Here is a 14,907-nt window from a genome sequence, read left to right as displayed (position 1 = left end):
TCGACCTGGATACATCCTGTTCACCACGAAAGGCATCCATGGATATCCTGTCCTCCACGCTTGCAGCCGGCGGCAACGCAGCTGCTGCGAGCGAATCTCCGATTCCCGTCTGGTTCATGATCACCTCGGGAATCATCGTCGTTGCGATCCTCGTCTTCGACCTCCTGCTGGTCGTCAAGCGACCACATACCCCGTCGATGCGGGAAGCGAGCATCTGGGTCGCCTTCTACGTCGCCCTGGCGCTGGTCTTCGCCGGCGCGCTCTTCGCCATCGGCGATGCCCAGCACGGCAGCGAGTTCCTCACCGGTTGGCTGCTCGAGTACTCCTTGAGCATCGACAACCTGTTCGTCTTCATCATCATCATGGGCAGCTTCTCGGTACCGCGGAAGTACCAGCAGGAAGTGCTCATGGTCGGCATCATCATCGCCATCATCTTCCGCGGCATCTTCATCCTCGCCGGTGCGGCGATCATCAGCGCCTTCGTCGAAGTCTTCTTCATCTTCGGCATCTTCCTCCTCATCGTCGCCTACCGGCAGGCCTTCAGCTCCGAAGACGAGGGCGACGGCGAGAACGGTCTCATCCGGTTCCTGCGCAAGCGGATCAACGTCGTCGACGAATACCACGGCAACAAGCTTCGGGTGACCCTCGACGACAACAAGAAGTACTGGACCCCGATGTTCATCGTGTTCATCGCCATCGGCTCGACCGATGTGATGTTCGCGCTCGACTCGATTCCCGCGATCTTCGGCGTCACTCAGAATGCGTTCCTCGTGTTCACCGCGAACGTGTTCGCCCTCATGGGACTGCGTCAGCTGTACTTCCTGCTCGGGGGACTCGTCGACAAGCTCGTCTACCTCCACTACGGAATCGCCGCGATCCTCGGCTTCATCGGCGTCAAGCTCATCATCCACGCTCTGCATTCGAGCGATTGGGAGTTCCTCTCGTGGGGTCACTCGATCCCCGAGGTGCCGACATGGCTGTCCCTGACCGTCATCGTCCTCGCCATGGCGGTGGCCACCGTCGCCTCACTCGCGAAGATGAAGAAGGACGGCATCTCCTTCAAGGACGTCAGCTCGAACGAATCCGAAGAGGCCTGAGCCGATCGGACCCGGTCGCGCCGGCACCGCCTCGGTGTCGGCTCAGAACGAGCGGGGTCCGTCTCGATCTCTCGAGACGGACCCCGCTGGCGTCTTCCCGGTCAGGGCAGAACCGGACCGGCAGTGCGGCCCTCAGCCCTGGGCGAAGGGGCCGAACACGGGAGTCCATTCGCGGATGTCCGTCGACTCGATGACACCGAGCGAGGCATAGGGATCGGCGGCGAGGTGGCCTTCGACCTCCGCACGGTCGGCGGCGTTGAGGATCAGCAGCCCTCCAGGCTGCGGATCGTTGTTCAAGGGGCCGGAGGCGAGGATCGTCCCGGCCTCATTCAGCTCCGCCTGCCAGCGGCGATGCGCGGGGCGGTGCTCCATCCGCGTATTCGTATCGGGACCATAGTGGTAGGTGACGGCGAAGACCGGCATATGTGACTCCTCGGTGTCGAGCAATAGGATGGAATCAGTCTAATCGGAAAGGTCTGTGCATCAGCGTGGCCAGATTGCAGGAGATCCCAGCGGAATTCGCTGACGACGACACGATCTATGAGTCCTTCGGCGAATACTGCCGAGAGATCGGTGTCGAGCCTTACCCGGCTCAGGACGAGGCGTTCCTCACGATCCTGGCCGGAGACAATACGATCATGGCGACCCCGACCGGATCGGGGAAGTCACTCGTCGCTCTGTTCGCTCTCTACCAGTCCTTCACCCGCGGGATCCGGTCGTACTACACGGCCCCGCTCAAGGCCCTGGTGAGCGAGAAGTTCTTCTCCCTCATCGACGCCTTCGGCGCCGAGAACGTCGGGATGATCACCGGCGACTCCACCGTCAACCCGGAGGCGCCCGTCATCTGCGCCACGGCGGAGATCCTGGCCAATCAGGCGCTGCGCGAAGGCGGAATGCTCGACGCCGGAATGGTCGTCATGGACGAATTCCACTACGTCGCAGACCCCTCCCGCGGATGGGCCTGGCAGGTGCCCCTCCTCGAGATGCCGCAGACCCAGTTCGTCCTCATGTCCGCCACCTTGGGCGACACCACCGACATCCGACGGACGATGACGGAGACGACCGGACGCGACTCCTCCGTGGTCACCTCGGCGACCAGGCCGGTCCCGCTCGACTACGAATATTCGACGGAGACGCTCTCGGACACTCTCCGCGGCCTCGTCCGCAACGACAAAGCCCCGGTCTACGTCGTCTCCTACTCTCAGAACGGTGCCATCGACCTCGCCACCAACCTGCTCTCGGTGGATCTCGCCTCCAAGGAACAGAAGGCCGCGATCGCCGCAGCCATCAAGGGCTTCACCTTCGGCAAGGGATTCGGGACCAGCCTGCGCAAACTGCTGCTGCACGGCGTCGGCGTCCACCACGCCGGTATGCTGCCGAAGTACCGCCGTCTCATCGAACAGCTCGCGCTGAAGGGACTGCTGCTCGTCATCTCCGGCACCGACACCCTCGGCGTGGGCATCAATGTGCCCATCCGCTCCGTGCTGCTGACCGGACTGACGAAGTTCGACGGGCGGAAGATGCGCAGACTCAGCGTCCGCGAATTCCAACAGCTCGCCGGACGTGCCGGCCGTGCCGGATTCGACACCCGTGGCTACGTCATCGCCCAAGCCCCCGAACACGTCATCGACAACCTCAGGGCAGAAGCCAAAGCGGCCAACGATGACAAGAAGAAAAAGAAGAAGGTCAAGAAGAAGGCCGCTCCGGTCGGCTTCGTGGGCTGGTCCGAAGAGACCTTCGCAAAACTCATCGAAGGCGAATCCGAGACCCTGCGGCCGCGGATGAAGATCGACCATTCGACGATCCTCAACCTCGTCGCCCGCCCCGGCTCCGATGTGTCGACGATCAGCGACTTCATCGACAAGACACATGAGACCAGGGAACGCCGGCTCGACCTCAAACTCACCGCGATCAGCATCGGGCGCTCCCTCATCGACGCCGGACTCATCGAGGTCCGCGGCAGCGAACTCATCGCCACCCAGGACCTCGGCCCCCAGTTCGCGCTCAACCAGCCCCTGGCTCCCTTCGTGCTCGCCGCACTGGAGCTTCTCGACGAGAACGACGACACCTACGCCCTCGATGTCGTATCCATCGTCGAGGCGACCACCTCGGTGCCGTTCCAGATACTGAAGGGCCAACTCGACCGGATCAAGGGAGAGACCCTGGCCGAGCTCAAGGCAGAAGGCGTCGAATACGCCGAACGCATGGCGATCCTCGACGAGATCGAAAGCCCCGCACCCCTGGCCGAGATGCTCGACCCGGCCTTCGACCACTTCGTCGAGACCCATCCCTGGCTCCACCGAGGCGGCTTCGAACCCAAATCCGTCGTCCGCGACATGATCGAGCAGGCCATGGGCTTCACCCAGTTCGTCGGCTACTACAGTCTGGCCCGGGCCGAGGGCAGCCTGCTGCGCTACCTCACCGACGCCTACCGTGCACTGCTCCACAACGTTCCCGCCGAGAACCGGACCGAGGAGCTCGAGACCATCATCGAATGGTGTGGTGAGACCATTGCCCGGACGGATTCGTCGCTGCTCGACGAATGGCGCACCCTGCAGGGACTCGACCCCACCGAAGCCTCCGACGAGCTGCCGGCACTCGACCGCCGCTTCTCCGAAAACACGAAGGTGTTCACCGCGGAGATCCGCAATGCCCTGTTCCACCGAGTGCTGCTGGCCGAACGTGCGAACTATACGGAGCTCGGCCGCCTCGACGCCGAATCCGGATTCGACTCCCGTGCCTGGGAGGACGTGATCGAGGACTTCTACGACGAATACGGAGAGCTCATCGTCGACCAGAAGGCCCGCAGTCGGGAATATATCGACATCAGCCCCGGTTCAGACACATGGAGCGTCCGACAGATCCTCGCCGATCCCGATGACAACCGGGACTGGGCCATCGACGCCGAGGTGGACGTGGCCGCCAGCGACGAATCCGGAGATATCGTGCTCCGCATCCTCTCCGTCGGAGAGATCGGCAGATGAGCCGGAAACCGCTGCGAATACAGCAATGTCAGTGCCGAGTAATACAGTGGTCAGGTGATGAAAACCAATAACGGTGAGCAAGTGACAGGCGTCTCCCATCTCGACACCCTGTGGGTCAAGGGAGCGCGGGCACACAATCTCAAGAACGTCGAGATCGCGTTGCCGCGTGACTCGATGGTCGTGTTCACCGGCTTGTCCGGTTCCGGCAAATCCTCGCTGGCCTTCGACACGATCTTCGCCGAAGGGCAGCGACGCTATGTCGAATCCCTATCCTCCTATGCCCGGATGTTCCTCGGGCAGATGGACAAACCCGACGTCGACTTCATCGAAGGGTTGTCTCCGGCGGTGTCTATCGACCAGAAGTCGACGTCGCGCAACCCGCGTTCGACCGTCGGCACGATCACCGAGGTCTATGACTTCCTCCGCCTGCTGTGGGCGCGGATCGGCATCCCGCACTGCCCCGTCTGCGGTGAGGTCATCACGAAGCAGACCCCGCAGCAGATCGTCGACCAGCTGCTCGAACTCGAGGAGCGGACGAAGTTCCTCGTCCTCGCTCCCGTCGTCCGGTCCCGCAAGGGCGAATTCGTCGACCTCTTCGCCGACCTGCAGTCCAAGGGCTTCTCCAGGGCCATCGTCGACGGCGAGCAGATCAGCCTGAGCGAACCGCCGACCTTGGAGAAGCAGTACAAGCACACGATCTCCGTTGTCGTCGACCGCCTCGTCGCCAAATCGGGAATGCGCCCGCGGCTGACCGACTCCGTCGAGACCGCTCTGGGGCTCGCCGACGGACGCATCGACATCGAACTCGTGGACGAAGGCACGACCCGCACTTTCTCCGAGCACATGTCGTGCCCGAACGAGCACCCGCTGACGATAGACGAGATCGAACCGCGCTCGTTCTCCTTCAACTCGCCCTTCGGCGCCTGCCCCACCTGCGACGGCATCGGCACGCGCCTGCAGGTCGACGAAGATCTCGTCGTCCCCGACGAGGATCTCAGCCTCGGCTCCGGGGCCATCGCCCCCTGGTCGGGAGGCAAACAGGTCTCGAAGTACTTCAACCGTCTGCTCAAGGGGCTCGGCGACGAACTCGGCTTCGATATGAAGACGCCGTGGAAGAAGCTGCCGAAGTCCGCGAAGACCGCGATTCTGACGGGCAAGGACTACAAGGTCCACGTCAAGTACAAGAACCGCTTCGGGCGTGAACGCACGTACTCGACGGGCTTCGAAGGCGTCTACCAATACATTCAGCGCAAGCACGAGGAAACAGAATCCGAGTGGTCGCGGGAACGCTATGAGTCCTATATGCGCGAGATCCCGTGTGCCAGCTGTGACGGTACGCGCCTCAAACCGGAGATCCTCGCCGTCAAGGTCGGGGACAGGTCCATCGCCGAGGTCTCCGAACTCGCCCTCGACGAAGCGGCTTCCTTCCTCGGCTCCCTGGAGCTGAGCTCCCGCGATGCCGCCGTGGCGGCACAGGTGATGAAGGAGATCAACGCCCGACTCGGATTCCTCCTCGACGTCGGCCTCGACTACCTCAGCCTCAACCGGGCAGCCGGTACGCTCTCCGGCGGTGAGGCCCAGCGCATCCGCCTGGCCACGCAGATCGGCTCCGGCCTCGTCGGCGTCCTCTACGTCCTCGACGAGCCCTCGATCGGACTGCACCAGCGAGACAACCGCCGACTCATCGAAACACTCAACAAGCTCAAGGATCTCGGCAACACCCTCATCGTCGTCGAACACGATGAGGACACCATCGAATCCGCCGACTGGATCGTCGATGTCGGACCCGGCGCCGGCGAGCACGGGGGAGAGGTCGTCTATTCCGGTCCCGTCACCGGCCTCAAGGATGCCGAAGGATCGATCACGGGCGACTACCTCTCCGGCCGACGAGCGATCCCGATCCCGCCGACCCGCCGCCCCGTCGACAAGGACCGGATGGTCACCGTCGAGAAGGCCGTGGAGAACAACCTGCGCGACGTCACGGTGTCCTTCCCCCTCGGTGTGCTCACCGCCGTCACCGGCGTGTCCGGTTCGGGCAAATCGACTCTGGTCAACGAGATCCTCTACACACAGATGGCCAACGTCCTCAACGGCGCCTCCCGGGTGCCGGGACGGCACAAACGCGTGACCGGCCTGGACAATCTCGACAAGGTCGTCCATGTCGACCAGTCTCCGATCGGTCGCACCCCGCGGTCGAATCCCGCGACCTACACCGGCGTCTTCGACCATGTGCGCCGGCTGTTCGCCGAAACCGAATCGGCGAAAGTCCGCGGCTATCTGCCCGGTCGATTCTCCTTCAACGTCAAGGGCGGACGCTGCGAGAACTGCAGCGGCGACGGCACGATCAAGATCGAGATGAACTTCCTACCCGATGTCTACGTCCCCTGTGAGGTCTGCCAGGGAGCCCGGTACAACCGGGAGACTCTGGAGGTCACGTTCAAGGGCAAGAACATCGCCGAGGTCCTCGACATGCCCATCGAGGAGGCCAACGACTTCTTCGCCGCGATTCCCGCGATCTCGCGACACCTCAAGACCCTCGTCGAGGTAGGGCTCGGCTATGTCCGACTCGGCCAACCGGCCACGACTCTCTCCGGCGGTGAGGCACAGCGTGTCAAGCTGGCCGCCGAACTGCAGAAGCGCTCCCGCGGTCGCACCGTCTACGTGCTCGACGAACCGACGACCGGTCTGCACTTCGAGGACATCTCGAAGCTGCTCATGGTCCTCCAGGGACTCGTCGACAAAGGCAATACGGTCATCGTCATCGAACACAACCTCGATGTCATCGGCAATGCCGATCACATCATCGACCTCGGACCCGAGGGCGGCCGCGGCGGTGGGCAGATCATCGCGCAGGGCACACCCGAGGAAGTCGCCGAGGTGGCCGAATCGCACACCGGACGGTTCCTCAAACCGATGCTCAAGTCCTGATCCGAATGCCTGATCCATCCACCTACCGTCCGGCCACCGGGTCGATCCCCACATCGGCCGGGGTCTACAAATTCCGTGACCCCGACCGGCGGGTGATCTATGTCGGAAAGGCGAAGAACCTCCGCAATCGACTCAACTCGTACTTCGCCAACCCTGCCCAGCTGCACCCGCGCACCTCGACGATGGTCCACACCGCGAACTCGGTGGAATGGACCGTCGTCGACACCGAGGTCGAAGCGCTGCAGCTCGAATGGACGTGGATCAATGAGTTCAACCCGCGGTTCAACGTCATGTTCCGCGACGACAAGTCCTACCCCTACCTCGCGATCACGATGAATGACGAGGTGCCTCGGGCCTTCATCACCCGGGGAAAACGACGCAAGGGCGTGAAGTACTTCGGGCCCTTCGCTCAGGTGTGGGCGATCAAGGACACCCTCGACCTGCTGCTCAAGGCCTTCCCGATGCGCACCTGCACAGCAGGGGTCTACCGGCGGGCCGAACGCAGCGGCAGGCCCTGCCTGCTCGGCTATATCGACAAATGCGCTGCTCCCTGCGTCGGTCAGATCAGCAAGGACGATCACAAGGAGTTGGCCCGCAGCATCTCCGACTTCATGTCCGGAAACACCGGCCGGTTCATCAGCCACCGGCAGAAGGAGATGGCCAAAGCTGCGGCCGAACTCGACTACGAACGCGCGGCCGGTCTGCGCGACGAGATCTCCGCCCTGCAGAAGGTCCTCGACAAATCCGCCGTCGTCCTGTCGGTGAGCGCCGACTGCGATATCTTCGCCCTCGTCACCGAGGAGCTCGAAGCCTCCGTCCAGGTCTTCCACGTGCGCCAGGGTCGTATCCGCGGCCAACGCGGCTGGATCATCGAACGCTCCGATGATCACACTCCCGCGGAACTGACCACCGACTACCTGCGACAGGCATACTCCGGGCTCGATGCCGATGCCATTCCGAAGGAGATCCTCGTCGACACACTGCCGGCGGATCTGGAATCCCTGGAGGCCTGGCTGAGCGAGCAGCGCGGTTCGCGGGTGACCGTGCGGGTACCCGAGCGCGGGGAGAAGAAGGCGGCACTGGAGACCGTGGGGAAGAACGCGAAGGAAGCGCTCATCCAGCACAAGCTCAAACGCTCGTCCGACCTGACGACCCGCAGCCAGGCTCTCAAGGAGATCCAGGAGCACCTCGACCTGCCGGAAGCACCGCTGCGCATCGAATGCATCGACATCTCCCATACCCAGGGATCGAACGTCGTCGCCTCCCTCGTCGTGTTCGAAGACGGAATGGCGAAGAAGCGCGACTACCGACACTTCGCCATCCACGGTGAAGCCGCGGCCGACGACACGGCTTCGATGTACGACGTCGTCTCCCGTCGCTTCAGCCGCTACCTCGAACAGATGACCTCCGAGGAGCCGGATGAGCGCTTCGGCTATCGACCCAGCCTCCTCGTCGTCGACGGTGCCGGCCCGCAGGTTGCGGCAGCGACGCGGGCACTGACGGATCTCGGCATCGTCGACATCTCCGTCGTCGGTCTGGCCAAACGGCTCGAAGAGATCTGGATTCCGGACGATCCGTTCCCGGTCATCCTCCCACGCAACTCCGAAGGGCTCTTCCTCATGCAGCGCCTGCGCGATGAGGCCCACCGCTTCGCCATCACCTATCACCGGTCGAAACGAGCGAAGGCGATGACGAGTTCCGTGCTCGACGATATTCCGGGTCTCGGAGAGTCGAAACGCACCGCTCTGCTGCGCCATTTCGGATCCGTGAAGAAGGTCCGTGCTGCCACCGCAGAGGAGATCTGCGAGGTCAAGGGAATCGGTCCCTCCCTCGCCGAGAAGATCGTCACGGCCCTGGCCGACTGAGCTCTGCGATTCTGCCCTAGAGTAGTGCCGAGAGGTACAGTGCCCACCGACCGATCGGGCACTGACAGAGGAGGACGAGTGAGCGTGCAGGCCGAATCGAACGGATCCGACCACCCCATCGAGGTTGTGCTCGTCACCGGAATGTCCGGAGCGGGCCGGACCACCGTGGCCAATGTGCTCGAAGACATGGACTGGTATGTCGTCGACAACCTGCCGCCGCAGATGATGCGTCCGCTCGTCGAACTCGTCGCCCGTGCCGACGGTGCCCTGCCGAAGATCGCCATCGTCATCGACGCCAAAGGGCGCACCAAATACACCGAACTGCAGGAGACGATCAGCGATTTCGTCGATCAGGGTCTGTCCCTGCGCATCGTCTTCCTCGACGCCTCCGACGAAGTCCTCGTCCGACGTTTCGAATCGACCAGGCGGCCCCACCCTCTGCAGGGGGAGGGGACCCTGCTCGACGGCATCGAAGCCGAACGTGCCGAGCTCGAGTCCCTCAAACACCGCGCCGATATCATCGTCGGCACCTCCGACCTCAACGTGCACCAGCTCTCCGCGGAGGTGCGCAAACGCTTCAGCGACGACGACACCCCGCCGCTGCGTCTGACGGTGATGAGCTTCGGATTCAAATACGGCCTGCCCAAGGACGCCGACCACGTCGCCGACGTCCGCTTCCTGCCGAATCCGTACTGGATTCCCCATCTGCGCGGACACAACGGACTCGACTCCGATGTCGCAGCCTACGTCCTCGAGCAGAACGGCGCCGAGGAATTCATCGAACGCTATGCCGCAACCCTGTCCACCGTCGCCGAGGGATATCTGCACGAGGGCCGCGGCTACGCGATGATCGGTATCGGCTGCACGGGCGGCAAACACCGTTCCGTGGCGATCAGCGAAAGGGTCGGACGACTGCTGTCGGCCCAGACCGGGATCCCAGTGGCTGTGCGTCACCGCGATCTGGGAAGAGAATGACATGGAGACCGAAGATCTGCCCGTCATCTCCACGGGCGCACAGAAGGACGGTCCCAACATCGTCTCGTTCGGCGGAGGCCACGGACTCTACGCTGCGCTGAGGGCCTTCCGTCTGCTCACCGAAGACCTCACCGCGGTCGTCACAGTCGCCGACGACGGCGGCTCATCCGGACGACTGCGCGACGAACTCGGCGGACTGCCTCCCGGCGATCTGCGGATGGCTCTGGCCGCACTCTGCGACGACGGCACGTGGGGGCAGACCTGGCGTGATGTCATCCAGCACCGCTTCGAATCGACAGGTGAGCTGCACGGTCACGCGGTGGGCAACCTGCTCATCGCAGCACTGTGGCAGATCCACGGCGACCATGTGGCCGGCCTTGACTGGATGGCCCGGCTGCTGCGCGCTCACGGTCGCGTGCTGCCGATGTCCTCGGTGCCGCTGACGATCGAAGCCGATGTGAAGTTCCCCGGCTCCTTCCAGGTCGTGCGCGGACAGTCCGTGCTCGCCTCCACGATCGGCCACGTCGAGACCGTGCGCCTCGACCCGGCGGCTCCACCGGCCCGCTACGAGACGATCGAAGCCGTGGAGGAGGCCGAGGTTCTCAACCTCGGCCCCGGCTCCTGGTACACCTCGGTGATGCCGCACCTGCTCGTGCCGTCGCTCGCCGAGGCGATCGTGGCCTCGACAGCGGTGAAATCCCTCACGCTCAACCTCAGTTCCACCGACGGTGAGACGAAGGACCTGAGCCTCGGCGAACACCTCGTCTCCCTCCACCGTCATGCCCGCTCACTGACCTTGGACTATGTTCTCGTCGACGAGGCGGCCACCGAACTCGAACCCGACCTGCCGCAGCGGGCCGAGGATATGTTCGGAGCGAAACTCTGGGAACGTCCCCTGCGCTCACGGAGGCAGGGACAGCATGACAGCCTCAAGCTGGCGGCATGCTACCGTGACATGTTGTTGGACGCCGGGATCGGCGTCGCCGAGCAGTGGTAGAACTACAGGTGCAGGAGGACGAGCTATGGCACTGACCGCTCAGGTCAAGGACGAGTTGGCGCGAGTGACGATCACTCGCACCTCCGCCCGCAAGGCCGAGGTGTCCTCGATCTTCCGCTTCTCCTCCGCCCTCCACCTCGTCAACGGCTCGATCGTTCTCGAAGCCGAACTCGACACTGCCCAGGCCGCCAAACGGCTGCGAGCGGAGATCAAGGATCTCTACGGTCAGCATGCCGACATCGTCGTCATCAATGCCGCCGGAATCCGCCGCTCCAACCGCTACCTGCTGCGCGTCACCCGTGACGGGGGAGCACTGGCCCGCCAGACCGGACTCGTCGACAACCGCGGCCGTCCCGTGCGCGGACTGCCCTCGGCCATCGTCAACGGCTCCGTCGCCGATGCCGAAGCCGCCTGGCGCGGAGCCTTCCTCGCCCACGGCTCACTGACCGAGCCGGGGCGCTCCTCGGCGTTGGAAGTCACCTGCCCCGGCCCCGAGGCGGCTCTTGCCCTCGTCGGCGCAGCGCGCCGGCTCGGACTGAGTGCGAAAGCCCGCGAGGTCCGCGGAGTCGACCGCGTCGTCATCCGCGACGGCGACGACATCGCCGCGCTGCTCACCCGCATGGGCTCCCACAGCGCCGTGCTGGTCTGGGAGGAACGGCGGATGCGCAGGGAGGTCCGAGCGACCGCGAACCGCCTGGCGAACTTCGACGATGCGAACCTGCGTCGCTCGGCACGTGCCGCCGTGGCCGCCGGCGCCCGGGTCGAACGCGCCCTGGAGATCCTCGGCGACGAAGTCCCCGAACACCTCCGCTACGCCGGTCAGCTTCGGGTGACCCACAAACAGGCGTCCCTCGAAGAGCTCGGTCAGCTCGCCGACCCGCCGATGACGAAGGACGCGGTGGCCGGCCGGATCCGCAGGCTGCTGTCCACAGCGGACAAGCATGCGGAAGAACTGGGAATTCCCGGCACCGAAGCCAGCCTGACCCCGGAAATGCTCGAAGATCGCTAAGATCGAGGCATGAGACGAATCGCCATCAATGGCTTCGGCCGCATCGGTCGTGCCCTGTTCCGTCTGTCCCTCGAACCCGATGCTGATTTCGAGGTCGTGGCCATCAACGATCTCACCGATACGACGACCCTGGCTCATCTGCTCTCCCACGACTCCGTGTGGCCTCGCTTCGACCATGAAGTCGACGCCGCCGACGAGGCGATCATCGTCGACGGACGAGAGATCGCGGTGACCGGCCAAGCCGACCCGTCCGCCATCGATTGGAGTTCGCACAAGGTCGAACTCGTCGTCGAATCCACCGGACGCTTCACCCGGCAGGATCAGGCCGAGGCCCACCTCGGCGGCACCGTGCAGACCGTCGTGCTCTCCGCACCCGGAAAGGACGTCGACGCGACGCTCGTCATGGGGGTGAACGAAGACACCTTCGACCCGTCCGCACATTCCGTCGTCTCGAACGCTTCGTGCACGACGAACTGCATGGCCACTGTGGTCAAGGCGCTCGACGATGCCCTCGGCGTCGAATCCGGTCTGCTCAACACCGTTCACGCCTACACAGGCGACCAGATGCTCGTCGACGGACCCCACAGGGACCTGCGTCGCGCCCGAGCCGCCGCCGTCAACATCGTGCCGACCACGACCGGAGCCGCACGCACCGTCGGCCGCGTCATGCCCCACCTCGAAGGCAAGCTCGACGGACTCGCCGTGCGTGTGCCCGTGCCCGCCGGATCGATCATCGACTTCACCTTCACCACCTCCACGAGCGCCGACCGCGACGAGGTCAACGCGATCCTCGCCTCCGCCGCAGATGGATCGCCCTACCTCGACTTCTCCACCGACGAACTCGTCTCCAGCGACATCGTCGGCACCTCCGCCTCGGCGATCGTCGATTCCAAGCTCACGATGGTGCTGGGCGACCAGATCAAGGTCGTGGCCTGGTACGACAACGAGTGGGGATACACGAACCGACTCAAAGACATGGTCAGCTACATTCTCAGCGAAAGGGACTCATGAGGACATTCGACGATGCGGGCATCTTCGCCGGACACACGGTGCTCGTCCGCAGCGATCTCAACGTGCCGATGGACGAGGGCACGATCACCGACCGCGGTCGCATCCTGGCTTCGGCCGGAACCATCAGGTCCCTCGCCGAGGCGGGAGCCAAGGTCATCGTGATGTCACATCTGGGTCGGCCGAAGGGAGAACCGGATCCGCAGTTCTCACTGGCCCCGATCGTCCCCGAACTCGCCGAAGCCATCGGCCGTCCGGTCGCCTTCGCCGCCGACACCGTCGGTGACGATGCGCAGACGAAGGCCGCAGCCCTGTCCGACGGCGACGTGCTGCTGCTGGAGAACCTGCGCTTCAACCCCGGCGAGACGGCGAAGGACGATGCCGAGCGCCAGGAATTCGCCACCCAGCTGGCAGCGCTGGCCGACGATTTCGTCTCCGACGGATTCGGCGTCGTCCACCGCAAACAGGCTTCGGTCTACGACATCGCCGGCCTCCTCCCGCACTATGCCGGCTCACTCGTGCGCGCCGAAGTCGAGGTCAGCGACAGGCTGCTCAACAACCCCGAACCACCGTTCACCGTCATCCTCGGCGGATCCAAGGTCTCGGACAAACTCGGCGTCATCGACAACCTCATCGACCGTGCCGACAATCTGCTCATCGGCGGGGGAATGGTCTTCACCTTTCTCGCCGCACTCGGCCACGACATCGGGTCGAGCCTGGTCGAGAAGGACCGCATCGCCGACGTCAAGGGCTACCTCGAAAGCTCCCGGTCCGGTGGTGCACGCATCGTCCTGCCCACGGACATCGTCATGGCCGCCTCCTTCGCCGCCGACGCCGAGCACTGGGTCCGGCCCGTCGCCGAACTCGAAGACACTCCGGCCGGAGGCGACGGCCTCGGCCTCGACATCGGCCCCGAATCGGCTCGCGCCTACGCCGAGATCATCGCGGGCTCGACCACTGTGTTCTGGAACGGGCCGATGGGCGTCTTCGAGTTCCCGGCCTTCGCCTCCGGCACCAAAGCCGTAGCCCAAGCTCTGGCCGGCGAAGGCAGCAGCAGGGGGCAGAGACTGACCGTGGTCGGCGGCGGCGATTCCGCGGCCGCCGTGCGCAGCCTCGGCTTCGCCGATGACGCCTTCAGCCATATCTCCACCGGCGGAGGTGCCAGCCTCGAGTATCTCGAAGGCAAGACCCTGCCCGGACTCGACGCACTCAAATGAGGAAGACAGACACCATGAGCGACCGCACCCTGCTGCTGGCAGGCAACTGGAAGATGAACCACGATCATCTGGAGGCGATCTCCACTGTCCAGAAGCTCGCCTGGGCACTCGAGGACGCCAAACTCGACGACAGCGACTGCGAAGTCGTCGTCATTCCGCCGTTCACCGACATCCGTTCGGTGCAGACACTCGTCCAGGGCGACAAGCTGTGGCTGAAGTACGGTGCCCAGGACGTCTCCCAGCACGCTCCCGGAGCGCATACCGGAGAGATCGCCGCATCGTTCCTCTCCCGCCTCGGCTGCAGCTACGTGGTCATCGGCCACAGCGAACGCCGTGCCGACCACCATGAGACCAACGAGGTCGCGGCCGCGAAGATCAAGGCCGCACTTTCGGCTGAACTCACTCCGATCCTCTGCGTGGGGGAGTCGCTGGAGCAGCGGCAGGAGAAGAGCCACGTCGAGTTCACCCTCGGTCAGCTTGAGGAGTCGCTGGCCGGTTTCGACGCAGGCGACCTCTCCGGACTCGTCATCGCCTACGAACCCGTCTGGGCGATCGGCACCGGAGAGACAGCCACGGCCGCCGATGCCGCCGAGATGGCGTCGGCGATCCGCGCACGCATCGGTGAGAAGTACGGCGATGCTCTTGCCCAGACCACCCGCATTCTCTACGGCGGGTCGGTCAAGGCCGACAATGTCGCCGAGATCGTCGCCTCCGCGGACGTCGACGGCGCATTGGTCGGAGGTGCGAGCCTCAGCGGTCCGGACTTCGCCGCTTTGTGCAAGGCCGCGGTCGCGAAGTAGACTGACAGACGCATCATTCGACGACAC

At 64.3% G+C, this 14,907-nt stretch carries 11 protein-coding genes; 10 read left to right on the top strand and 1 reads right to left on the bottom strand.

The window, feature by feature from the left end; genetic code table 11:
• The first annotated feature begins 38 nt into the window (after positions 1-38).
• The gene (locus HK353_RS03590; protein WP_173152468.1) at positions 39-1,097 is read left to right on the top strand and encodes a TerC/Alx family metal homeostasis membrane protein; all 1,059 of its coding nucleotides are present in this window, start codon (positions 39-41) and stop codon (positions 1,095-1,097) included.
• A 132-nt stretch (positions 1,098-1,229) separates the two neighbouring features.
• On the opposite strand, the gene HK353_RS03585 is transcribed toward HK353_RS03590, so the two are convergent.
• Positions 1,230-1,520, bottom strand: a complete 291-nt coding sequence (locus HK353_RS03585; RefSeq protein ID WP_173152452.1) for a YciI family protein — start codon at positions 1,518-1,520, stop codon at positions 1,230-1,232.
• Between the two features lie 65 nt (positions 1,521-1,585).
• On the opposite strand from HK353_RS03585, the gene HK353_RS03580 reads away from it, so the two are divergent.
• The 9 genes from HK353_RS03580 to tpiA all read left to right on the top strand — a co-directional run bounded on the left by HK353_RS03580 (position 1,586) and on the right by tpiA (position 14,880).
• The gene (locus tag HK353_RS03580) at positions 1,586-4,081 is read left to right on the top strand and encodes a DUF3516 domain-containing protein (RefSeq protein WP_173152446.1); all 2,496 of its coding nucleotides are present in this window, start codon (positions 1,586-1,588) and stop codon (positions 4,079-4,081) included.
• A 57-nt stretch (positions 4,082-4,138) separates the two neighbouring features.
• Positions 4,139-7,009: an excinuclease ABC subunit UvrA gene (gene uvrA, locus HK353_RS03575; protein ID WP_173153214.1), complete on the top strand. Its 2,871-nt coding sequence runs from the start codon at positions 4,139-4,141 to the stop codon at positions 7,007-7,009.
• Positions 7,010-7,014: 5 nt separating this feature from the next.
• Positions 7,015-8,874 (top strand): excinuclease ABC subunit UvrC, encoded by a 1,860-nt coding sequence (gene uvrC, locus HK353_RS03570; RefSeq protein WP_173152431.1) that lies wholly within the window; start codon positions 7,015-7,017, stop codon positions 8,872-8,874.
• An 84-nt stretch (positions 8,875-8,958) separates the two neighbouring features.
• Positions 8,959-9,849 carry an RNase adapter RapZ gene (gene rapZ / locus HK353_RS03565; RefSeq protein ID WP_425350537.1) on the top strand — a complete coding sequence of 297 codons (891 nt, stop codon included), beginning with the start codon at positions 8,959-8,961 and terminating at the stop codon, positions 9,847-9,849.
• Between the two features lies 1 nt (position 9,850).
• Positions 9,851-10,846, top strand: a complete 996-nt coding sequence (locus HK353_RS03560) for a gluconeogenesis factor YvcK family protein (RefSeq protein ID WP_101544310.1) — start codon at positions 9,851-9,853, stop codon at positions 10,844-10,846.
• A 25-nt stretch (positions 10,847-10,871) separates the two neighbouring features.
• A complete protein-coding gene (gene whiA, locus HK353_RS03555; RefSeq protein WP_025777783.1) occupies positions 10,872-11,855 on the top strand; it encodes a DNA-binding protein WhiA in 984 nt (327 codons plus the stop codon).
• A gap of 9 nt (positions 11,856-11,864) precedes the next feature.
• Positions 11,865-12,866, top strand: coding sequence for a type I glyceraldehyde-3-phosphate dehydrogenase (gene gap / locus HK353_RS03550; RefSeq protein ID WP_173152408.1), 1,002 nt, complete (start codon positions 11,865-11,867; stop codon positions 12,864-12,866).
• On the top strand, positions 12,863-14,080 hold the full coding sequence (locus HK353_RS03545; RefSeq protein ID WP_173152393.1) for a phosphoglycerate kinase: 1,218 nt from the start codon (positions 12,863-12,865) through the stop codon (positions 14,078-14,080). The genes gap and HK353_RS03545 overlap by 4 nt, the downstream gene beginning before the upstream one ends.
• A 14-nt stretch (positions 14,081-14,094) precedes the next feature.
• Complete coding sequence (gene tpiA / locus HK353_RS03540) at positions 14,095-14,880, top strand: triose-phosphate isomerase (protein WP_173152390.1); 786 nt, start codon at positions 14,095-14,097, stop codon at positions 14,878-14,880.
• Positions 14,881-14,907: the final 27 nt, after the last annotated feature.

Origin of the sequence: Brevibacterium permense (assembly GCF_013280495.1) — a bacterium.
Taxonomy (GTDB): domain Bacteria; phylum Actinomycetota; class Actinomycetes; order Actinomycetales; family Brevibacteriaceae; genus Brevibacterium; species Brevibacterium permense.
The sequence above is the reverse complement of the archived record's forward strand: the minus strand, read 5'-3'. Positions and strand labels throughout refer to the sequence as shown.

Excerpts from the sequence above, each read along its gene's own strand:
- HK353_RS03590 (WP_173152468.1), top strand. The coding sequence starts at position 39 with ATGGATATCCTGTCCTCCACGCTTGCAGCCGGCGGCAACGCAGCTGCT.
- HK353_RS03585 (WP_173152452.1), bottom strand. The coding sequence starts at position 1,520 with ATGCCGGTCTTCGCCGTCACCTACCACTATGGTCCCGATACGAATACG.
- uvrA (WP_173153214.1), top strand. The coding sequence starts at position 4,139 with ATGAAAACCAATAACGGTGAGCAAGTGACAGGCGTCTCCCATCTCGAC.
- uvrC (WP_173152431.1), top strand. The coding sequence starts at position 7,015 with ATGCCTGATCCATCCACCTACCGTCCGGCCACCGGGTCGATCCCCACA.
- HK353_RS03560 (WP_101544310.1), top strand. The coding sequence starts at position 9,851 with ATGGAGACCGAAGATCTGCCCGTCATCTCCACGGGCGCACAGAAGGAC.
- whiA (WP_025777783.1), top strand. The coding sequence starts at position 10,872 with ATGGCACTGACCGCTCAGGTCAAGGACGAGTTGGCGCGAGTGACGATC.
- gap (WP_173152408.1), top strand. The coding sequence starts at position 11,865 with ATGAGACGAATCGCCATCAATGGCTTCGGCCGCATCGGTCGTGCCCTG.
- HK353_RS03545 (WP_173152393.1), top strand. The coding sequence starts at position 12,863 with ATGAGGACATTCGACGATGCGGGCATCTTCGCCGGACACACGGTGCTC.
- tpiA (WP_173152390.1), top strand. The coding sequence starts at position 14,095 with ATGAGCGACCGCACCCTGCTGCTGGCAGGCAACTGGAAGATGAACCAC.